The organism is Mesorhizobium sp. M1348 (assembly GCF_040317925.1).
In the GTDB taxonomy this organism is placed as follows: domain Bacteria; phylum Pseudomonadota; class Alphaproteobacteria; order Rhizobiales; family Rhizobiaceae; genus Mesorhizobium.
In genome coordinates this window covers 67,829-89,867 of sequence record NZ_JAMYLH010000017.1, presented here as the reverse complement: position 1 = coordinate 89,867, position 22,039 = coordinate 67,829, and the positions used below count along the sequence as shown (strand labels likewise).

General features: G+C 61.5%; 19 protein-coding genes. 4 read left to right on the top strand and 15 right to left on the bottom strand.

Annotated elements, in window-relative coordinates:
• Nucleotides 1-106: 106 nt before the first annotated feature.
• Nucleotides 107-1,486, bottom strand: coding sequence for an aminotransferase (locus NKH13_RS24315; protein WP_352914898.1), 1,380 nt, complete (start codon nt 1,484-1,486; stop codon nt 107-109).
• 98 nt (nt 1,487-1,584) lie between these two features.
• Between NKH13_RS24315 and NKH13_RS24310 the strand changes: the two genes are divergently transcribed.
• The 4 genes from NKH13_RS24310 (at nt 1,585) to NKH13_RS24295 (ending at nt 5,562) form a co-directional block, all read left to right on the top strand.
• Entirely contained in the window at nt 1,585-2,466 is an 882-nt protein-coding gene (locus NKH13_RS24310; protein WP_352914897.1) for a transketolase, read from the top strand.
• Nucleotides 2,463-3,440: a transketolase family protein gene (locus tag NKH13_RS24305; RefSeq protein ID WP_352914895.1), complete on the top strand. Its 978-nt coding sequence runs from the start codon at nt 2,463-2,465 to the stop codon at nt 3,438-3,440. Before NKH13_RS24310 ends, NKH13_RS24305 begins: the two co-directional genes overlap by 4 nt.
• Nucleotides 3,441-3,476: 36 nt before the next feature.
• A complete protein-coding gene (locus NKH13_RS24300) occupies nt 3,477-4,790 on the top strand; it encodes an aspartate aminotransferase family protein (protein WP_352914893.1) in 1,314 nt (437 codons plus the stop codon).
• Nucleotides 4,791-4,878: 88 nt separating this feature from the next.
• Nucleotides 4,879-5,562, top strand: a complete 684-nt coding sequence (locus NKH13_RS24295) for a GntR family transcriptional regulator (protein WP_023737066.1) — start codon at nt 4,879-4,881, stop codon at nt 5,560-5,562.
• A 44-nt stretch (nt 5,563-5,606) separates the two neighbouring features.
• On the opposite strand, the gene NKH13_RS24290 is transcribed toward NKH13_RS24295, so the two are convergent.
• From NKH13_RS24290 to NKH13_RS24225, 14 genes are all read right to left on the bottom strand, one after another.
• Nucleotides 5,607-6,188, bottom strand: coding sequence for a hydantoinase B/oxoprolinase family protein (locus tag NKH13_RS24290; protein WP_352914970.1), 582 nt, complete (start codon nt 6,186-6,188; stop codon nt 5,607-5,609).
• Nucleotides 6,140-7,393, bottom strand: coding sequence for a hydantoinase B/oxoprolinase family protein (locus tag NKH13_RS24285; RefSeq protein WP_352914890.1), 1,254 nt, complete (start codon nt 7,391-7,393; stop codon nt 6,140-6,142). Before NKH13_RS24285 ends, NKH13_RS24290 begins: the two co-directional genes overlap by 49 nt.
• A 30-nt stretch (nt 7,394-7,423) precedes the next feature.
• On the bottom strand, nt 7,424-9,484 hold the full coding sequence (locus NKH13_RS24280) for a hydantoinase/oxoprolinase family protein (RefSeq protein ID WP_352914887.1): 2,061 nt from the start codon (nt 9,482-9,484) through the stop codon (nt 7,424-7,426).
• Between the two features lie 16 nt (nt 9,485-9,500).
• Nucleotides 9,501-10,490: an ABC transporter permease gene (locus NKH13_RS24275; RefSeq protein WP_352914884.1), complete on the bottom strand. Its 990-nt coding sequence runs from the start codon at nt 10,488-10,490 to the stop codon at nt 9,501-9,503.
• A complete protein-coding gene (locus NKH13_RS24270) occupies nt 10,483-11,457 on the bottom strand; it encodes an ABC transporter permease (RefSeq protein ID WP_352914882.1) in 975 nt (324 codons plus the stop codon). The genes NKH13_RS24275 and NKH13_RS24270 overlap by 8 nt, the downstream gene beginning before the upstream one ends.
• The gene (locus NKH13_RS24265) at nt 11,454-12,956 is read right to left on the bottom strand and encodes a sugar ABC transporter ATP-binding protein (RefSeq protein WP_352914881.1); all 1,503 of its coding nucleotides are present in this window, start codon (nt 12,954-12,956) and stop codon (nt 11,454-11,456) included. The genes NKH13_RS24270 and NKH13_RS24265 overlap by 4 nt, the downstream gene beginning before the upstream one ends.
• A gap of 75 nt (nt 12,957-13,031) precedes the next feature.
• Entirely contained in the window at nt 13,032-14,102 is a 1,071-nt protein-coding gene (torT, locus tag NKH13_RS24260; RefSeq protein WP_352914878.1) for a TMAO reductase system periplasmic protein TorT, read from the bottom strand.
• Between the two features lie 195 nt (nt 14,103-14,297).
• On the bottom strand, nt 14,298-15,134 hold the full coding sequence (locus NKH13_RS24255; protein WP_352914876.1) for an SDR family NAD(P)-dependent oxidoreductase: 837 nt from the start codon (nt 15,132-15,134) through the stop codon (nt 14,298-14,300).
• 977 nt (nt 15,135-16,111) lie between these two features.
• Nucleotides 16,112-16,411 carry a DMT family transporter gene (locus NKH13_RS24250; protein WP_352914873.1) on the bottom strand — a complete coding sequence of 100 codons (300 nt, stop codon included), beginning with the start codon at nt 16,409-16,411 and terminating at the stop codon, nt 16,112-16,114.
• 145 nt (nt 16,412-16,556) lie between these two features.
• Nucleotides 16,557-17,612 carry a quaternary amine ABC transporter ATP-binding protein gene (locus tag NKH13_RS24245; RefSeq protein WP_352914870.1) on the bottom strand — a complete coding sequence of 352 codons (1,056 nt, stop codon included), beginning with the start codon at nt 17,610-17,612 and terminating at the stop codon, nt 16,557-16,559.
• The gene (locus NKH13_RS24240) at nt 17,609-18,568 is read right to left on the bottom strand and encodes an ABC transporter permease (protein WP_352914868.1); all 960 of its coding nucleotides are present in this window, start codon (nt 18,566-18,568) and stop codon (nt 17,609-17,611) included. Before NKH13_RS24240 ends, NKH13_RS24245 begins: the two co-directional genes overlap by 4 nt.
• A 248-nt stretch (nt 18,569-18,816) precedes the next feature.
• Complete coding sequence (locus NKH13_RS24235) at nt 18,817-19,788, bottom strand: ABC transporter substrate-binding protein (RefSeq protein WP_352914866.1); 972 nt, start codon at nt 19,786-19,788, stop codon at nt 18,817-18,819.
• A 156-nt stretch (nt 19,789-19,944) separates the two neighbouring features.
• The gene (locus NKH13_RS24230) at nt 19,945-21,030 is read right to left on the bottom strand and encodes a mandelate racemase/muconate lactonizing enzyme family protein (RefSeq protein ID WP_352914864.1); all 1,086 of its coding nucleotides are present in this window, start codon (nt 21,028-21,030) and stop codon (nt 19,945-19,947) included.
• 26 nt (nt 21,031-21,056) lie between these two features.
• Nucleotides 21,057-21,902 (bottom strand): LysR family transcriptional regulator, encoded by an 846-nt coding sequence (locus NKH13_RS24225; RefSeq protein ID WP_352914863.1) that lies wholly within the window; start codon nt 21,900-21,902, stop codon nt 21,057-21,059.
• Nucleotides 21,903-22,039 lie beyond the last annotated feature (137 nt).

Here is a 22,039-nt window from a genome sequence, read left to right as displayed (position 1 = left end):
ATGCTGCGGCTCGCGCCTTAGCGAAGCGCCCTTGTCGCGCGGCAGAACGACACGGCCATGCGCGCTCGCGCCGAGGCGCGATGTCTCGCCGCCTCGCCCCGCGGGTTCATGCCAACTGGCCGGTCCGAAGATGCTCCGCCGCGGTCTCATCAAGAGCTGCCCGAATGCCATCAACCATGGCATCAATTTCATTGGGGGTGATCACATACGGCGGGCAGATCGCCAGCACGTCGCCCATATTGCGGATCATCACGCCGTGCTCGCGGCACCGCCGCTCAACATCGGTGCCAATTCGCAGCTCCGGCGCAAAAGCGCGACGGGTGGCGCGATCCTCGACGATCTGGATCCCCGCGATAAAACCGCGGCCGCGGACCTCGCCGACCAGTGTATGGTCGTTGAGCGCGTCCGCGAGCGCTGCATGCAGGTAGTCGCCGAGACGGCGCGCCTGGCTCACGAGATCGATCTCGCGGTAGATCCTGATCGCCTCGGCGGCGACGGCCGCTGTCACCGGATGGCCGGAATAGGTGAAACCGTGGCCGAACACGCCGACCTTGTGGGCCTCGTCGGCGACGCATTGGTAGACGTTGTCGGAGATAATGACGCCGCCAATCGGCAGGTGACCGGAAGAAAGCCCCTTGGCGACCGACAGCATGTCCGGTTCCATGCCAAATGTCTGGCTGCCGAACCAGTTTCCGGTGCGTCCGAAGCCGCAGACCACCTCGTCGGACAGCATCAGGATGTCGTATTTGCGCAGCACCGCCTGAACCTTTGGAAAATAATCCTCCGGTGGCACCAGCACGCCGCCGGCGCCCATGACTGGCTCGGCGATCATCGCGGCGATCGTCTCTGGCCCCTCCGCCAGGATCAGGGCCTCGAGTTCCCGGGCCAGGCGCGTGGCGTAGTCATGCTCCGCCTCGCCCGGCAGACTATCGAGATAGTGGAACGGTCGCGCCGCGAATACAACGGGAAGCGGCGGCAGGTTGAAGGACTTGTGCATGTGCGGCAGGCCACTCAGCGCCGCGCCCATGATCGTACTGCCGTGGAAGGCGCCAAACCTGCTGATGATCTTGCGTTTCTCCGGACGCCCCCGCGCCGCCTGGTAATACCAGGCGAGCTTGACCATCGTATCATTGGCTTCCGAACCGGAGCCGACCAGAAAGACGCGCGCGTTGTCGAACGGCGCCAACGCGGTAAGCTGTTCGACGAGCTCGACGGTGGGCTCATTCGAGCGGTGATTGAAGGTGTGATAGACGGCCAGCTTGCGCATCTGGCGGTCAGCCGCGTCGGCCAGCCGGCTGTCGCTGAAGCCAAGCGAGGCGCACCAGAGTCCGCCCATGCCCTCGATATAGCGGTTGCCCGCGTCATCCGTGACCGTCGCGCCTTCGCCGGCAACGATCGTCAACGGACCATGATCCTCATGCAGGCGCGGATCGGTTTGGGAATGAAAGTGCCTGGCCATGTCCAGCACGCGCGATTCGTTGTTCATCAAAATTCTCCTTGCGACCAGATAGGCGGTTGCTTCGGCCAGGAATATCTTATAACTTATAAGTTGTCGAGAAAAAATGATCCCGAGAGTGACGCCCAATGGCCAACGCACCCACTCCTTCAAACAACGCCCTGCCACCCGACGCGGAGCGGATCGCCCTGTTGCGCGACAGGGCAGAGTTCGTCCGGCTCGAGACGCTGCGCCTCATCCAGATCGCCAAGGTTGGGCATTATTCGTCTGTGTTTTCCTGCGCGGAAATATTCGCCACGCTCTACTACGATGCGATGCGGCTGAGACGCGGCGAGCCGCAATGGCCGGACCGCGACCGCTTCCTTATGGGCAAGGGACACGCCGCGGTCGGCCTTTACCCGCTGCTGGTCGACTGGGGCTTCTTCTCCAAGGATGTCCTCGATGGCTACACCCGGCTCGGCAATCCGCTTGGCGATCATCCCGACATGCGCAAGGTACCCGGCGTCGACTTCAGCTCCGGGTCGATCGGCCATGCTTTGTCCGGCGGCCTCGGGATGGTGCTCGGCGCCCGTGCCGCCAACCGGCGCTTCGACGTCTATGTCCTGCTCGGCGACGGCGAGATGCAGGAGGGCCAGGTCTGGGAAGCGGCGCTATCTGCCGCCCACCATAAGGCCGGCAATCTGATCGCCATCGTTGATCGTAACGGATACCAGCTCGACGGGCAGGTCGATGACATCATCGGCATCGAACCGTTGGCCGACAAATGGGCGGCGTTCGGCTGGCGGGTGCACGAGGTCGATGGGCACGACGTCGTCGCTCTCGCGACGCTGCTGCGACAGTTGAAGGCCGAGGCAGATCGCACCCGGCCCGTCTGCATCATTGCCAAGACCTCTAAAGGCAAGGGCGTTGGTTACATGGAAACCGAACCCGGCTGGCATCTGGGCTATCTCGCGCCATCGGACGAGGCCCTGGCCGCCGAAGAGATCAAGCGCGGAGGCAAAACACAATGAACGGCCCGATCGATGCCAACTCCTGGCAGTACCGCCAGATCAACGCGCGCGCGCCTGGCCTGAGTTACCTGGCCAATGCGCTCATCGATCTGGTCGAAGAGGGTTATCCGGTCGTGGTCGGTACGGCCGACCTTCAATATTCCAACGGGCTGGTGCGGTTCGCGCAGCGCTTTCCCGAACGCTTCACCCAATTTGGCATTTCAGAACAGAATATGGTTTCGGCTGCTGCCGGCATGGCCAGCACCGGCGCCATGCCGTTCGTCGCAACATTCGCTTCTTTCCTGGCGCTGCTGTGCTGCGAACAGATCAGAACCGACGTCGCCTATTCGGCTCTGCCGGTACGGCTGATCGGTCATCATGCCGGTATTTCACTCGGCTTCTACGGCACCTCCCACCATGCGACAGAGGATCTTGCCATCATGCGAAGCATCGCCGACCTCACGGTCGTCGCGCCGGCCGACGGCCCGCAACTGGCGGCCGCCGTCAAGGCGTCTGTCAATCATGCGCAGCCAATCTACTTCCGCATTGGCCGCGGCCAGGAACCGGTAGTCTATGAAGACGGCGTCCACTTCGAGTTTGGCAAGGCGATCGTTCACGGCGAAGGATCGGACCTGACCATCATCGCCTGCGGCTCGATGGTCCATCCCTCGCGGGAGGCTTACCGCGCGCTGCGCGCGGCGGGCAAATCCGTCGGGCTGATCGACATGCATACGATCAAGCCATTGGATACCAAGGCCGTGCTTTCGGCCGCCGCTCACTCCCGCTTCGTTCTAACGATCGAGGAACACAATATCCTCGGCGGTCTGGGCGGCGCGGTGGCGGAAATCCTGGCGGAGGCGGGCAGCCCGGCACGGCTGATACGCCATGGCATCCGTGACGAATACAGCCTCATCGCGCCGCCAACGCATCTCTACAAGCATTACCGTCTGGACGCGGCGGGGATCGAGGCCACCGTCCTGGAAGCCCTTGGCTGATCTGACGGACAACCATAACCATGCACGAACATTCCGATGACCGATCAGAATAACACCACCCGACTCATCGAACGTGCCAGCGCGGTGATGCCGGGCGGATTGCTCAGCCCGAGCCGCAGGCTCGGCGCGCCGCATGTCTTCGCCCGGGCGCAGGGTGCGTTTCTCTACGACGTCGACGGACACCAGTACACCGACTTCCATTGCGGCTTCGGCGCCAACGTGCTTGGCCACTGTCATCCGGCGGTGCGCGAACGCATCGCGGCAGTATCCGAAGACATCGATCTTGTCGGGGCGGGAACGATGCGGCTGGAGATCGAGGTGGCGGAGGCCCTCGTCGACTGCATCCCGTGCGCGGATCTCGTCGCCCTCTGCAACTCGGGATCGGAGGCAACCTATCACGCCCTGCGTCTTGCCCGTGCCGCCACCGGTCGCAAGCGGTTCATCAAGTTTCAAGGCGGCTATCACGGCTGGCACGACTATGTCGCCATGAACGTGCAGTCGCACGCGCAGGCGGTCGGCAAGTACGACCCGATCAGCGCCGGCATCCTTGAGGACGCCGCCCGACATACCATCGTGCTGCCGTACAACGATGCCGAGGCCGTCGAGAATTATCTCAAGGCCAATCCAGGCGAGGTCGCGGCGATCATCATCGAGCCAATCGCTCACAATATGGGGTCGGTGATCGCGACGGATGTTTTCCTGCGCGACCTGCGTCGCCTGACCAGCGATCATGGTGTCGTGCTGATCTTCGACGAGGTCATCACCGGCTTTCGCCACGCGCTCGGCGGCTATCAGTCGATCGCCGACGTCACGCCTGATCTGGCGACCTTCGGCAAGGCGGCCTCCTCAGGCTATCCCGTCGGCGTGGTGGCCGGTCGTCGCGATCTCATGGCGCTCGTCGGCCGGACCGGGGAAGGATCCGTGTTCATGGGCGGTACTTTCAACGGGACACCGTCGACGCTCGCCGCCATGCAGGCGACGATCGAGGAGCTGTCGAAACCAGGCTTCTACGACCGTCTCTTTGCCCTCGGCGCTTTCATGCGCACGCAGCTGGACGGCATTGTCGATCGCCTCGGCCTGCCCGCGCAGAGCGCCGGGTTTGGCTCGGTCTGGCTGATCTATTTCCTCAGCGGGCCTTACCGCGACTATCAGGACCTGCTGCGCAATGACGATGTTTTCGATCTTGCATTCCGCAGAGAGATGGTGGCGAACCGGCTGATCGGCCAGCCGCTTCCGCTCAAGCGTCTCTACCTGTCAGGGAGCCATGACCGGGCGACAGTCGAGAAATCGCTGGATATCATCGAGACAATCCTGCGCAAGCTCTCCGCTGGGAAACCCGCCAGTTCTTAGCCTTTTTCGCAACCGGACTTATAGGATATAAGAGCTGCTCGTACCTATCCGTTGCCGATTCGGTGCGGCCAACATGCAGCGGTGGACCATGAGCACGATGCAGCCAATCGAGCAAGGCAGTCTGTCGGCGAGAACCTATATCTCGCTGCGCGAAGCCCTGATCGCCGGCAATTTCCGGCCCGGCGAAAGACTGTTGATGCAGGATCTGGCGCAACGGCTGGGCACCAGCGTCACGCCTGTGCGCGAGGCCTGTTTCAGGCTCGTCAGCGAGCAGGCGCTGGAACTGCGGTCAGGACGGTTCATCACCGTTCCAGAGCTGACCCGGTCGCGTTACTGGCAGGTCCGGCTCATTCGCATCGCGCTCGAGGGACTAGCCGCCGAACTCGCTGTCGAGCATGTTTCGGAGAAGGACATTGCAAAACTGGTCGAGATCCATCGCGATTTCGTGGCCGGCGAAACCTCCGGCGATGCTGACCGCGCCCGTCGCGCCAATCGTGAATTCCACTTCGGCGTCTACCGCCTGTCCAAGATGGATATGCTGATCGCCCAGATCGAAAGCCTGTGGGTCTCGATGGGCCCTATCCTCAACGTGTATTATCTGCAGGCCGAGAACGATTACATCGGCGCGGAGGAGCACGAGACGCTGATCGAAGCGTTCCGGACCCGCAACAAGAAGGTGGCGCGTAAGGCGATCGAACGCGACATCGTGCGCGGTGGCATGAACCTGTTGCGGTATTTCGACGAGCAGGACGCGGCCGCCAAGCGGGCATGATCGAAGCCGCCGGTCATTTGCTGGCGACCTCCCTTCGCGCTGGCTCAGGCCGCCCGAAGGCGCGCGGTGGCATCCTGGTCGACGACCCAGACGCCCTGCTCGGCGTCCAGCACCAGGGCCACCTTGTAGGATTGGCGAGCCGCTTCGCTCGTCAGCCAGCCGCGGTCAACGCTGGCCGCGACACGGCGGACATCGCGCTTGGTCGGGTCGCCGTAGCCACCGCCGCCACAGGCAACGAACTCGATGCGCTCGCCGGCGCGACACGCCTCCTCATGGAACGCAGGCAATTCCACCAGCTTGCCGTCCGTGCCGCGCTTGGCACTATGACTGGCCTTGGCGTCACCGCCGCCGAGCACGCCACGCGGCGGAAAGGTTGTGCCGTCGGCCGAGTAGACCAGTGTCATCTCATGGTCGACGGGATAGAAGACACCGCCCACCGCGGGAGCGCCCTCGAACTCGCCAATGCCTTGCGTGTCCGCCACCACGCCGCGCGATTCAATGATGATGGGATACATGGATTCATCCACCTCCACGGAATCCAGCGCGATCAGGCCGCCATTCGCCGGACCGCAATATGTCAACCAGCCGTCATAGCCGTGACGCGCGCCGCCGCCGGCGTAGCCAATGAAGACCTGGTTGACGTAGGGCTGCCCATCCTTGAACGGATCCTAATTACGCCGATCCCCGCTGGCAGGTGCGAGCCGCTCTCGGCCTGGCCATACGGTTCTCCCATGGTCGAGAACACGCAATTCCCGGCGATGATCAAGCGGTCGTTGACATTGGTGGTCGCCACCGAGGTGCCTACGGGGTAGCGCGGTTTGCCGACCACGCTTCCCTCCCGCATCAACACCTTGATCCGGCTCTTGGCGCCCTCGTTGTGCGGGATGCCGTCGTCGAGATTGTTGAAGACGCCAATGCGGCATGAGCCCGTGCAGGTGTTTTCCGAAAGGTTGAGACCGCCAGGGACGTTGTCCATGTTGTCACGCACATCGACCGTGATCTCGCCGGCTTCAGGGTCGACATCGATGGTGATCCTGACCGGGATCCCCTCCTCCGCCACGCCGGGGACCGGGTCATGGCGGACTTCGTAGGAGAACTTGCCCTTCGGCAATTTGCCGATCTCGGCCATGGCGCGACGCGCACCGTAGTCGAACCAGTCCTCGACGAAATCCAGCAGCGTGTCGCGGCCGTATTTTTCAAGCAGTTCCAATAGACGGCGTCGACCGGTCCTGCAGGCGCCGATCTGGGCGCGCACGTCGCCCAGCCAGATGTCTGGAACACGGTTGCGCATCATGCCGATGCGCAGAATGTCCTGCTTCTCCCGGTGCTGTTCGACCACGCGCACGCAGGGAAAGTGGATGCCTTCCTCATAAACGTTCTTGGCGAATGGCAGATAGGTCGAAGGCGTCGGCGCGCCGGTGTCGGCGTGATGGGAAAGCGCCACGGCCCAGAACAGCGGCTTGCCATCGAAGAAGATCGGCATCGCCATGATCAGGTCGGCATGATGCGTGCCGCCCGTGTATGGGCAGTTGTTGAGGAAGATGTCGCCGTCGGCGATATCGTCGAACAACTCCGTTATCGGACGGGTCGCCAGATCCATCGACATGACGTGGATCGGCAGCGCGTCCTCGGTGGAAACGAGGCGGTGATCATAGGTCAGGATCGCACAGCTCAGGTCGCGGGCGTTCTTGATAACCGCCGAGCGGCTGGCCCGCATCACGACCAGCGTCATTTCCCGCACGACCGCCTCGAACCGGCTTTTGAGAACCGACATCAGGAACGGATCGACGCGGCGCGTTGGCGTCTCCAGGCGAATGACAGGTGAATTCATTTTACGGTGCCTTGTTCGGGAAGGTTGGTGTCAATCGACGGTCACGACGATGTTGCCTTGCGGGTCGACGCGCCCGCGATGTCCGTCCTTGAGGAAGGCGGTGAACGTCGTCGCCTCCACCAGGCATGGCCCATCAAGCGCCGCCCCCGCGCCCAGCTGGTCCATGTCGTAAACAGGCAGAGAGCTCGTCCGCCGGGTTTCATGCAAATAAGCTGGCCGATGGGTCTTGGCGACCGGCGCCGTCGCCTGGTCGGCCAGCCTGAAATCTTTCCAGGCATCCTGGTTAGCCCGCTTGCCCACCGCGCGCAGCTTCCAGTTGGTGAATTCGACAATGTCGCGGTCGGATCTGATCGAATAGATGCGTTCGTGCATCTGATGGAACGCTTCGACGAGACTTGGGAGCTTTTCCGCTTCGAGGCGCGCCTCATTGGCCTCGAAATGGACCTCGATCTCCCAGGACTGGTACTCGTAGCGACCAAGAAAGGAGAACTCGAAACGCCGCAGCTCGGGCTCAACGCCGGCCTGTTCGAGGAATGCCTCGCCCGACACCTTCAACCGCGCCAGGATGTCGGAGACGCCGGCGGCGTCGAAGCGCCGGGTCGAGGTCAGGAAAACCGCGCTTTCCTCGCGCGTAATATCAGAGATCAACCCGCCGAACGCGCTCAACCCAGCCATGAAGCGCGGGATCATGTAGCGTTTCAAGCCCAATATGTCGGCCATCTCGGCGATGTGGATGGCGGTCGCACCGCCGCCGCAGACAAAGAAACTGTCGCGTGGGTTTATGCCCTCGCGAATGGTGATTTCCTCGATGGCCCCGACCATGTTGTGGTTGCTGGTGGTCTGGATGGCGTAAGCCGCGTCGAGCAGCGGGATGCCGAGCCGCGTCGCGATGCTCGCAACCGCTTTCTCGGCCAGTTCGCGGCTGATCTTGATTCGCCCGCCGAGAAAATAGTCCGGGTCGATGATGCCGAGCACGACATTGGCATCGGTGACCGTCGGCGCGGTGCCGCCCGCTCCGTAGCATGCCGGCCCCGGCCGCGCGCCAGCGCTCTGTGGACCGACCCGCAGCAGGCCGCCGTCGTCTACCCAGGCAATCGACCCGCCGCCGGCGCCGACCGATCTCACATCCACCTTCGCGATGCCGAGCGAGTCGTCGTGGATCATGCTGTCCGGGGTGACGATGATCTGGTGGTCGCGCAAAGCCGAGACGTCGAAGGTGGTGCCGCCCATGTCACCGACGATGACATTGGCTTCGTCGCTCAGCGCCAGCGCCGCCATCGGCGCCAGCGTCGGCCCCGACATGACGCTGTAGATTGGCCGCCGCAGCATCTCGGCGGGAGGCATCATTCCACCGACGCAGTTGGCCAGCAGCAGCTCGCCCTGAAAACCAGCCTGCGAAAGTGCTCGCCGCAAGTCCTCGATATAGGTGCGCACGATCGGATTGATCGACGCGTCTATGGCGGCCGCGATGATGCGCTTGTACTCGCGCGACATCGGATTGACTTCATGGCTAAGCGTCACCGGGATCTCCGGCCATGCCTGCGCGATGATATCGCGCACCGTTGTTTCATGGATAGGATTGACGACGGACCAAAGCAGACCGACTGCTATTGCTTCAACCCCATAGCGTTGGAAGTCGGCTATCGCCGCCTCGACATCGGATCTCGACAAAGGCGTGAGCTCCCGCCCGCGCGCATCGACGCGGCCCCGCGCCGTCTTCGTCAGGTGGCGCGGGACGTAAGGCTCCGGATAGTCGAGCCGCCACTGGAAGGCGCCCTTGCGCGGGCCCTCGCGCAAGACGAGGATGTCCTGATGTCCTTCGTTGAGGATCAACCCGACCTTGACGGTCTTGCGCTCGACCAGCGCGTTGGTCGAGACGGTCGAGCCGTGTACGATCAAGTCGATCTTGGTCATGAACGTCGCGGGATCGAGCCCGTATCCGGCCGCCGCCACGTGCAGCACGTTGATGAATCCCTTCTCGAATTCGCCGGGCGTCGTCGGCGATTTGAAGATCGAGATTTTCCCACCGGGCTCGGAGACCAGGCAATCGGTGAAGGTTCCGCCGATATCGATGCAGACTTGATATGCCATTTAAGGTCCGAAGCTGTTAGCGTTTCTTGTGATCGCGGCCCAGTATCAGGCTGGCCAGAATGATGAGGCCCAAAAGAACCTGCTGCAGATAGCCGTCGACCTGCATGAGATTCATGGCGTTGGAAATGATGGTGATGAACAGGGCACCGAGCAGAGCCGCGGTGACGCCTCCCTCGCCGCCGCTCAGCCGCACGCCACCGACCACCGCCGCCGCTATCGATTCCAGGGTCAGGTTGCCGCCGAGATTGGGCTCGCCCGAGCCGGTGCGCGCGGTGAGCAGCATGGCGCCAATCGCGGCCAGCAGCGAGCAGACCACGTAGTCGATCGCAACGACGCGTCCGGTTCGAACGCCCGCCGCCTTCGCCGCGCGAGGATTGGCGCCGATGAGATACAGGCCGCGCCCGAACACGGTGAAGCGCAGGACCAGGAACAGCAGTGCGAAACACAGCGCGGCGAACAGGATGGGCACCGGAATGCCGATCAGCCGTCCCTCCGCCAAGGCGTCCGTGAAGGCCTCGGGAATGCCCGGCACGGGAAAGCCGCCGCTGACGGTTGCCGCCAGCGCCATGACAATGTTGGCCATGCCAAGCGTCGTCACCAGGGGATTGATGCCGACACCGGCGATGAGGAAGCCGTTCAGCCCGCCGATCAGCAGCCCGACGCCAAGGCCAGCGGCGATTCCCCACAGGATCGGCATATCACCGCTTCCGGTCATCACCATCGCCGATATGACGCTGACGAGCGAGACGGTAAAACCAAGCGAAAGGTCGAAGCCGCGCGTCAGCAGCACCATTGTCTGCGCCATGGCGAAGAGTGCGAGATAGCTGGTCTGGATCGCGATGTTCCAGAGATTGCCGCTTGAAACGATGCGCGGGTCGAGCAGACCGAGAACCAGCAGGGCCAGGAATACAAGCCCCGGCAGCTTGGCCTGCGCCGCGAACTGGCGGATGTCCGGGCGAGCGCGGTCAAGAACAACCGGAGCCGCCATGTCTGGACGATCAGACATTGGCCCGCCTCCCCTGAACAATTCGGTCGAAAGCCAGTGCGCCGATGAGCACCGAGCCCAGAACCAGCGTCTGGAATTTGCTGTCGATCTGCGTGAGGTTCATCGCATTGGCGATGATCGCCAGGCATAGCGCAGCCATGGCGACGTTCTCGGCACGGCCTGAACCGCCGCGCAACGAAACGCCGCCGATCACCGCCGCGGCGATCGTCTCCAGTCCCAGCGTGCCGCCGATCGTCGACTGGCCAGAGCCGATGCGGGCGGTGATCAGCACGCCGGTGAGCGCGGCCAGAAGACCGGAGAGCACATAGGCGGTAATCAGCACACGGTGTGTGCGCACTCCCGACAGCCGGGCGGCACCGACATTGCCGCCGACGGCGTAGAAGTGGCGCCCGAGCGCGGTCCGACGCTGCAGAATGATGGCGATGGCGATCACCGCGATCGCCAGCAGCAAGACCGGCGGCAGGCCAAGCACCTGCCCTCGCCCGATGGCATCGACGAAGGCGTCGGAAACGCCATAGATCGGGATGCCCTGCGTGTAATAGAGCGTAATTCCCGCGACGATCGACAACGATGCCAATGTCACCATGAAGGGTGAGAGGGAAAGCCGCGCCACCAGCGTGCCGTTTACCAGGCCAACACAAGCGCCGCTGGTCAAGGCCAGCGCCACTGGGACCAGCAGTTGGACCCCATTTGCGTCGGGCATCGCGGCCATCGCCGCGGCCGTGACCACGGACGCCAAGGCCATGGTGGCGCCGACCGACAGATCAAAGCCACCGGTGGTCATGACGATCATCTGACCGATCGCCGGAATCGCCAGGAAGGAAAAATTGCGCAGGACGTTGAGGATGTTCAGGCGGTTCAGAAAACGCGGTTCGACGATCGCGGCCACGGCCGCAACCGCGACCAGAAGCAGGATGACGATCCCGCCGGTTTCCACAAAACGTCGCCGCAGCGTGTCAGGGCTCATGCCGCCTCCGTGGCGCCGGTTTCGGCGTCGAAATAGTGACGCAGCACGGTGGCCTCGGTGATGCCGTCGGCTTTGAGTTCGGCGACTATGCGCCCTTCGCGCATGACATAGACGCGGTTCGCCAGATGAACGAGCTCTGGCAGTTCGGACGATGACAGCAGAATGGCCGCGCCGTTCTCCACCAGGCTTTTCATAAGCCTGTAGACCTCGCTTTTGGCGCCGACGTCGATGCCGACTGTCGGTTCATCGAAAATATGGACCGAGACCGGCCGCATCAGGCCGCGCGCCAGCACGAGTTTCTGCTGGTTTCCTCCCGAAAAGGACGACGCCGCGCGTTCCGGCGCCATCGGTCGCAGACCCAGTGTCTTCAACGGAGCGGCTATCGCCCGGCGTTCGCGCCAGGACTTGAGCAGTCCGGCGTGGGACAGTCTCGGGTCGTCGAGCGCCGCCATGGTCACGTTCTCGCGGCCCGGGCGGCTAAGCGCCAGTCCCTCGGCGCCGCGATCGGCTGGGTAGTAACAAAGTCCAGCACGCAACATGCTGTGCGGCACTGGCGCTCGAACCACCGCGCCATGGAGTTCGATCTCACCGGACGTCACACGCTCCAGGCCGAACACGGCCCGGCAAAGTTCGCTACGACCGCAGCCAACCAGGCCCGCCAGGCCGACGATTTCTCCAGCCCTGACCGTGATGGAGGCGTCCGACACGCTACCGGAGACACGCAGCCCCCTGGTCGCCAGCACGATTTCGGCGGGGCGCTGGCTGATTGACGGATAAAGTCGTTCGACCGGCTGGCCGACCATCATCTCGATCAGGGTCGCGTCCGATGCCGCGGCGATGGCCACTGTGTCGATCTTGCGCCCTCCTCGCAAGACCGTGACACGGTCAGCGAGCCGACGGATCTCGGCCATGCGGTGCGACACATAGATGATCCCGACGCCCCGAGCCTTGAGGCCCGCGATGGCGGCGAACAGTTTTTCCGCTTCACCGTCGGTAAGCGACGCGGTCGGTTCGTCGAGGATGAGTATCTTGGCATCCGAAAGCATGCCCTTGGCAATCTCGACCATCTGCTTTTGCGCCCGGGTCAGCGTTTCGATCTTGCTGTCCAGCTCGACGTGAAAGCCAATGTCGCGGAAGCGTTCTTCCGCGCGGGCACGCATCGCGCGCCGATTCAGGAAAAGCCTTCCCTTGATCTCGCGTCCAAGAAACAGGTTCTCCTCGACCGTGAGGTCGGGGACGAGACTGAATTCCTGGAACACAGCCGCGACGCCGGCATCGCGGGATTTCTGAGGGGTCAGCGCGGAAATGGTTTGGCCGTCGATACGGCAAGAGCCTTCGGTCCAGCCGTAGGTTCCCGCTATCAGATTGATAAGCGTCGACTTGCCAGCGCCGTTTTCGCCAAGAAGGGCATGGACCTCGCCGCTCAGCAGTGTGAAGTCGACGCCGTCAAGCGCCACCACACCCCCGAAACGCTTCGTCATACCCGTAAGTTCAAGCATCTTTTGACACCACCGAGATCGAAGCAAAAAGGGCGGCAGGCCAAGGCCGAGGTCTGCCGCCCATCGAAGATGCGACTATTGTACCGAAAATTCAGGCTTCCACCCATCGGGCGCGAAAATCTGCGTCGGGTCGATCTTGTCGACGTTGTCCTTGGTCACGATGCCCGGCGCCACCAGCAGAACCTTCTCGTACTCCTTCTTTTCCAAGGCGCGCACCGCGAGGTCGACGCTGATGCGGCCCATCATGACCGGATACTCGGCGGCAAAGCCGAGCACCTTGCCTTCCTTGACCAGCTTCAGCATCGTCTGGTTCTCGTAGGACGACATGATCACGACATCGTCGCGGCCGGCGTCGGCGACGGCGCTGACGGCGGCTTCCGCCGCCGCTGCCCCGCCCCAGATGACATTGAGATCCGGATAGGTCTGCAACGCGTCCTCGACGAGGCGCAGGCTTTGCGGAACGCCGGGCTCACCGTAGAGCTCGGCCGCGAGCTTGATGTTGCCGGTCTTGGTGCTGTCGCGGAAGCCGGCCATATAGCTCTCCGCCCAACCCGATCCCTGCGGACCCGGCAGGCCGATCGCGGTCGTCTTTTTGTCGCCGAGGTACTTCTTCAGATACTCACCCTCCTGAAAGCCCTTCTGGTAGGTATCGGGAGTGATGCGAGCGGTGATCGGAGTTTCCAGGATGGGATTGGCGACGGCGATCTGGACAAGGCCCTTCGCGTCGCCCTCCTTCAGCTTGGCCGCCAGACCGGCTTCCGAGATGGCTGCGACGAGGATGCCCTGGGCGCCGGATGCGACGCAATCGTCATATTGCGACAGCTGCTTGGGCAGCGCGTCATAGCCGCCGGCCTGCAGGACCGTCACTTTGACACCCAGGCGCTTTGCTTCCTCAACGATACCGTAGTCGACCGAGACCCAGTAGCTGTCCTTGAGGTGCGGAAACAAGACGCACAGGTTCCAGGGCTTCTCGGCCTTTTCCAGCGGCACATAATCGAGCGCCTCGACTTTTTTCAGATCGCCGCCCTTGGCCGCGTTGATCTTGAAGGGCCACCAATCCTTGGCCTGGGCGGCGTTGGGCAGGACGGCCACGCTGGTGACGAAAGCCGCCGCGAGCATGGATTGGAAAGCGCGATTCTTGGTCATGTGATTCCCCATTTGTTTCGAGTGTTCCCGGGTGGGGAGCCGGCAAATTCGCCGGCTCCCCGGTCTGCCTTGGGAGCAGAGATACCTGCCGATGCGTGGAAGTCACCGTTTCGGCGAATGCGCCTAGGGTCCGTCCGCGCTGTCGCTCATTCACATCACCACCGTACTACTTATAAGTTATAAGTCAACAGGCTTTCATACGCTGGTGCTAATTTCAGGCAGGGTGAGCGTCTTCAACCCCGCGCTCTCGCCGCCGTCGATCGGCATGACGATGCCGTTGACGAAGGATGAAGCTGGCGACAACAGCCAAGCTACGGCCTCGGCCACGTCTTCGGGAGTTCCCAAACGACCCACTGGAATGCGGCTTTCCAGCAGAGCCCTGCGGCCAGGAATGGCAAGCGTGCCCGCCATCATCCTTGTTGCGATCTGGCCGGGGCAAACGGCGTTGAAGCGAACGTCGCTGATCTCCAATGCTAGCGATAAGGTCAAGGCGATCAGCGCGGCCTTGGAGGCCGAGTAGATGGCCAAACCCTCCTCGCCCATCAGCCCGGCCACCGATGACATCATCACCACCGATCCGCGCGCCGCGCGCAGTCCTGGCAGCGCCGCGCTGGTAAAGACGAACGACGAGCGCGCATTCACCGTCATGATTTCGTCCCAATCGCTCAGGGTGGCGGTCTCGAAAGCCCCTCGCCCCGTCATACCGGCGTTGTTGACCAGTCCGGCGATCTTTCCATTCCCGAGCATCATCGCGGTATTGACGACCGTTCGGCATTGGGCTTCGTCGCGCACATCACAGGCGATGAAATGTGCATTGGCGATGCTGGATACGATTTCTCGCGCGGCATCCTGGTCGCGACCGGTGAAGACGACGGCGGCGTTCTCCTGCTCGGCAAGGCGCCGGACACAGGCGGCGCCGATGCCATGCGTGCCGCCGGTTACGACATAGATATTTTCTGTCTCGCTCATGGTAGCCCTATGAAATTCTTGATTGTGGAACCGCTCATTCGGCTGGAATGCGCCGAAGATCACCGTTGATCCTCGACCGATCCGGATGACGCAGCTCATCGTTGGCCAGCACAGAAGAGCTTCGAAGGCCAGAAAGCGAGGATCACGTGAGATGCGGCACATACGAACCAAACTCTGTCACACGCCCCGCTTCGAATCCGCTGTCAACTTATAACTTATATGATCTTCGTCAACGGGAACCTCGGGCTGTGGTGGGAATGACCGAGGCAAGCCGGTGTTTTCACAAGGCCGAGCTGGTGTAGGACCCTTCGGCGTTGAGGGATCCAATAGGCTGTGCTGATGGAAAGACGTGGCTGGATTGCGATTGCCGCCGCAGTGGAATTGCCCTGGGATCGAGCTTTCCTTTCGGCACAATTGACAGCCACATTGCAGTCCGCAAAGTCAGGAACTTTGCGATCGCAGTGCTACCGGTGCGTGGGCTAAAGCTGAAGCGCGCGGCTACGATCGCCAAGCTTCTGCCGGCCGGACGATGCATGTGCTGGTGGACAGGTCGTTGGCTGGAGTTGAAGGCTGGCGCCCGATCCCGTCGACGCTGGCGAAAGCTGCATATCCGGCCGATCTGGTCTTGAAGATGATCGGACGCATCATCAATATCGTGATCGGGCGGTTCTTTTCCTTGGGACGCTCTTTGAGCCGGTCGAAGACAACACGAGCCGGGCAAAGGGCTTTAGCCACAAGGTGGGGAACACCATCCCGTGGCCACGCCGCGTCTTCGGCGGTCCGTCAACCGGATGCGCCACAGCCAGGACTGTGCACCTTGGACATTCGGAGTCGCGCGCTTGATGAACCATCTTGCCATGCTCGGCAACCAACGACGCCCGCATAGGTCACGCGTCCGATCTTCAGCAGGATCGCCTCCAAAGGCTGTTGTTTTCCGCGCTCGAGACCGCTTGCTGGCGGAGCTGCTCGGAGCGGGCGCGAAACTATCGTTTTGAAGCGCTTGATCTCTTAGTGTCCGATACTGTTCGAGAAAACATTGATTACCACCACGCCGCAAATGATGAATAGGATGCCAATAATTGCCGGAAGGTCAAAGGCGACCGATAAAGGAAGACGCTCACCGCCGCTGTCAACACCATGCCGATACCGCACCAGATAGCGTAAGTCAGGCCAAGGGGTATCAATTTCAGGGCATGGGAGAGAAAGAACAACGCAATGATGAAGCTCGCGATGGCAGCCGCAGTCGGTCCAAGCTTCGTAAATTGCTGTGTTTTGGGCAACAGGGATGATCCGATAGCCTCTGAGACAATGCCCAAAACCAAGGCCCCGTAAGCTGTCATCAGAGGACTCATGGGTTCACTTTCTGGGATCCCTGAAAACCCTTTGCAAAAATCTTCGCAGCCATGGCCTACGGCATTTGTTCGGCAACAGCCATGTCCATTCGGTTGAAGAGCGCCAAGGAAAACCCATCGTCGTGGTCCTGACCTAAACGTTGCTGTGATTCCGGCCTGTCGCCGCCGTGGGTACGAGCGCCCTCAGAACGTCACTCATCTTAAGAGTGCCGACTCGAGTCCCCTCCGAGTGCACCGCAAATGACTTGTCGGCGGCACCGTGGGATCGCAGGATCGCATGCTCCAGGGTTTCGTCCCCGTCGAGAACTTCATAGCCATCATCCTTGGCGATCGTCTTTTCCATTACCGATCGGACGCGAAGCACCCGGGCGCGGTTGATGTCGCTGACGAAGTCTTCGATGTAAGGATCGGCCGGGTTGAGGAGGATGTATTGCGGTTCCCCTTGCTGGACAATTTCGCCGTCCTTCAGGATCACCAGATGGTCGGCGAGCTTGAGCGCCTCATCGAGGTCATGGGTGATGAAGACTACGGTCTTCTGGAGGTCCTTCTGTAATTCCAGCAGAAGGTCCTGCATGCTTGACCGGATGAGCGGGTCCAGCGCCGAATAGGCTTCGTCCATGAGCATAAGCTCCGAGTTTGAAGTCAGAGCCCGCGCGAGGCCGACGCGTTGTTGCATGCCTCCCGAGAGTTGGTGAGGATATAGCGCCTCCGAGCCCGCGAGGCCGACTCTGCTGAGCCATTTGCGGGCCGTCTCGTCGGTTTTGGCCCGGCCGTCCCCGCGCACCGAGCATGGCATGCCGGCGTTTCGGAGGACCGTCTCATGCGGTAGGAGCGCAAACTTTTGAAAAACCATAGACATCTGGGTCCGGCGTAGCTGCTGGAGCCTCGCCCGATCGAGTTTCATGATGTCCGTCCCGTTGACTATGACCTCACCCGCCGTGGGGTCGATGAGGCGGTTGAGGTGTCGGATAAGGGTCGATTTTCCGGAGCCCGAAAGGCCCATGATCACTGTGATTTCGCCTTTTTTGATCTCCACATTGATGTCGCGCAGCCCAAGCACATGGCCATGGGCCTGCAGCATATCCTTCTTGTGCATCCCCGCCTTCGCGTAGGACACCATGCCGGGAGCATTATTTCCAAAGATCTTGTACAGGTTGCGGATGGATACGAAGCTCTCGGTCATGCTCATGTCCGCGACTGATGCATCTTGTTGACGCGCTGGAGGGCAGCCCTGCTCACCCGGTCGAGAACAATGGCCAGGAGGACAATGCCGAGACCCGCGACAAGGCCGACGCCAAGTTCAAGTTTGTTGATGCCGCGAAGGACAAGGGTTCCGAGGCCGGGCGCGGACACAAGCGAAGCGATGACAACCATGGACAACGACAGCATGATGGTCTGGTTGATACCGGCCATGATGTTAGGCAGGGCGAGGGGCAGCTGGACGCGATAGAGCTTTTGCCAGGAGGTCATGCCGAACGCCTCCCCCGCCTCGAGAACGTCCTTGTCCACCAGCCGTATGCCGAGGTTCGTTAGCCTGATCGACGGCACGATCGCATAGAGAATGATCGCGATGCCGTACAGCTTCGGCTCCGTGACGCTGAACAGGAAAATCAGCGGGATGAGGTAAACGAAGGTCGGCAGCGTCTGCAGCAGGTCCAGAAAAGGCGTCAGCCAACGCTCCAAGCGGTTGCTGCGTGACATCGCGATGCCGATTGGCACGCCGAACAGGACACAGATGAATGTACAGACCATGATGATGGCGAGCGTCTGCATCGCGTAGCCAAAATGGTCGATGAATGCCAACCCCAGGAACGCAGATAGCACGAAGATCGTCACGCCGGTGCGACGTCCGGCGAAATGGGCGATGGCAACCAGGATCAGGATCGCCGCCCACCAAGGAAGTGACTGCATTAGATCGATGGCGTTGCGCAAAGCCCAGCTCAAGGGCTGCGTCACAGGGTCCAGAATGACTTTGACGGGGTCTTTAACGTCCAGGAACAGGCGTTCCAAGCCGGCCGTCATGTCGCGGGTGCGTGGGATGGCGCCGCACGCCTTATTGAGGACGTCCAGGGATGGAAACGGGAAAGATTCGGTTTGGCCGGTCCCCGCCGCGCCGGCCTTGGCAAGTAGATCGTCCATCGACATGGGACCGCCAATGGCGCCGGCGTCGCACCAGGACCGCAGTCCCAGCGAGTCAAAAGCTTTTTCGTAAGCTGACATGTCGAGCCTTAAATCGCTGCAATCCGGCAGCCACGCCCGTCGGGGCGCGGCCACCAGAATTGACCGAGAGGTGCTTGTCGATGTGCCTGAGGTACCGCCAAGCATTTTGCCAAGTTAACCACTAGGCTCACACATCCCGTGGGCGGTGGGCCCGGTGAGCGCGCCTGTTGATCTCACTTCAGGACTGCCGCGAGCTTTTCCTTGGCTTCGGGGCTGAGCCAGTTCGCCCACACCGTCTTGTAGGTCGTCAGGAAGTGGACCGCCGATTCGTCAGCCGAAGCCTTCTTGCTATCCTGCCAGGCCAGCGTCTCGCTCATCTGCTCGTTTGTGAAGGTCACCTTGGACATGAGCGCTTCAATCTCGGGCTCCCGCTTCTCGAAATCCGTTGTCGCTGCCGTCACCACCTCTGCCGGCGGATAGGCCGACTTACCGGGTGTCTTGCACGTTTCCACCGCGTTGCAGGCGTGGATCTCTGGGACATACGGGCCAATGTCGACCTTGACCATCTTGTACTTGCCCAGAACGGATGTTGGACCCCAGTAGTAACCGAACCAAGGCTGCTTGTTCTCGTTGGCCGCGGCGATCGCCGCTGCTAGCGTCTCTCCGGAGCCGTGATTGAAAACGTCGATGCCGTGGCCCTTCAGATCGAAAGCCTCAGCCAAATGATCGTTTGTGATCTTACAACCCCAGCCTTCGGGGCAATTATGGAACTTTCCGCCGACCCACTCGGGATGGGCCAGGATGCCGTCGATCTTCGCAAGTTCCGGATGTTCGTCAACCAGGTATTGTGGGACCCACCATGCGTCAATGCCGCCGGGGGTCAGGACATGGCCCAACGTCTTAACTTTGCCAGCGGCCACCAATGCTGGATAAGCTGGCGCGCCGTTGAGCCAGAGTTCGGTGACGATATCGGGACGGCCGGTCTCTGCAACCGATGTGACCGCAGTAGCGGTAGCCGAAGGAACAACCGTGACCTTGCAGCCGTAGCCCTGCTCCATCAGGAACTTGGAGACGGCCGTGACGATCGAGCCCGAGGCCCAGTTCATTTCCGTGATGGTGACATCGCCGCATTTCGCTTCAACCGCGGTCGCGGCGATGGTAGCGATAAAGGCTGCGGCAGTGAGTTTAAGCGTGTGTGAGAGCATTGTTTTCTCCTGTTGGTGTTCCATTCCAGGCGATGTCCCCGGCAGTCGGAGCTACCGGGACGGTTCCCCATGTTAGGAATTAGAGGAATACCGAGCATTTAACTAACGAATATAATTCGACCCTGACATCGACTTCTTCGATGTCAGGGCGGCTCGTCAGTCCATGGCCAAGCGCGTTACAGCAGCCTCGTCAAAGGTAAAACCAGTGCCCGGACGGGTGGGTATGATGATGTCGCCGTCCACGATCTCCATCTCTTCACGGAACAGCGGGCCATACCACGGCATGTGTTCCACGGAGATGCAATTGGCGGCAGATCCGGCAATGCACAGGCTGTGCTCGGTGAAAATGTGGGTCGAAATCGGCAGGCAGTACGCTTCCGCCAAGGCCGCCACCCGGCGCATTTCGGTAAGCCCCCCAATCCTCTGGAGGTCCGGCATCAACACATCGGCCGCGCGCGCGTCGATCGTGTTGCGGATGCCGAAGCGTGTCCACTCCGTCTCACCCGAAGCAATCGCCATGTCGAGCGCATTGCGAACTTCGGCTTGGCCCACGAGGTCATGGACAGATACCGGCTCCTCGAGCCAGCCGATGTCGAGCTCCTCAAGCATCCTGCCAAGACGGATCGCCTGCTTTGGCGTAAGCGCCTGGTTGGCGTCCGTCAGGATTTCGATAGAAGGTCCGACGGCCTCTCGGACTGCCTTGACGCGCTCGAAATCCATTCGCGGGTCTGTATTACCGACGCGCACCTTCATCGCCCGGAAGCCCTGGTTTAGAAAGGTCGCCGCCTCCTCAACCATTTCGTCAATGCTTTGGGAAAGCCAAAGGCCGCCGCTCGCGTATGTGCGGATGCGATCCCGGCACGCCCCGAAAAGGTGATGCAGTGGCCGGTCCGTGCTTTTGCCGACCAGATCCCAACAGGCCGTGTCGAGCGCGGAAAGCGCCGAGATCGTGACGCCGGCATAGCCAGTTGGATTGATTTCAGACCAGATGGTTGAATTGATCGCCGTCACATAGTGGGGATCCTGGCCCACAATGCGATGCGAAAAGCCGCGGACCATCTCGTCGAAGGCTTTGAGTCGGACTGCGTTCAGCGTGAAAATATAACTCTGGCCTACGAGCCCGACATCTGTTTCCAGATAGACAAGCAGGCAGCCGACCGAACGCATATTGTGAATGGCTGTGGTAATCGGCTTCGCAAATGGCACATCCGTCAGTCGGGTCTTCAACGCGGTGATTTTCATGGGATTTCTTTGTGCTGGTTGGAGCTTCAGGCGATCGCCTCGCGCAAGGCCTTCACAGCGGTTTCGATAAATTCCGGCGCAATGACGTCAATACGAACGGCTACGAAGACTGTTCGTTGAAAGCGCGGCGCCCCCTCGACCACATGCAGGCGGCCGGAGTTGACGTGCGGTGCCACGGACTCGGCCAGGAAATAACCCGAACCACCGCTGGCCAAGATGTGATCCATGGCCACCGCGGCGCTGCGGATCGTGAGTTTGTGGCTGAAGACGCCCGGAAAATGCATGCTGTGCTGCGCCCGGAATGTATCCCCCCAATCTACGAAAACATAACCCGGTACAACCCCACTCTCCACCGCGCGCGGTTTTGTCGAAACCATCACGAGTTCTTCGCTGACGAGCGGTTCGATGCGCGCCTCCGCGCAATGGCGCGGATCGTAAAGCACGGCAATGTCGAGCAGTCCGGCTCGGAGTTTCTCCATAAGCGTATCCGAGCGCTCGGCGATGGCGCTCGCGACTCCATCCGGCAAGGCCGTGGCCATACGCTGCAGCCAGCCGGGCACCACGCGGGGCCAATGATTGTCCTCGACTCCCAGCGTGACGAAGGCATTCAGGCCTTCCGGCAGAGTTGCGACTTGCTGGCCGCGCTCCCAGGCCCGGACGATGTTGATGGCGCTGGAGTGGAACTGATGCCCGCCCGTCGTCAGGGCCACTCCGTTGCGCTTACGGTGAAACAGTTGGCGGTTCAGCCGGCGCTCGAGGGACTTGATCCGAGCGCTGATGGTCGACTGCGTGACGTTCAACTGGTCGGCGGCATGTTGGAAGCTGCCGGTGCTGCCAACCTCCAAGAATGCCCGAATGTGCTCAATGTTCACCGCAAAGTCGTCCTTAAATCGAATTCTTCGATATGACTCGATAATTATATTCGTTTGCCACGTCAATGCGGGTGAGAAAGAGTGGAATGCGGGACCCAGTGATGACTGGGCCAGCTGGAGATATGCCAAATTCGGGC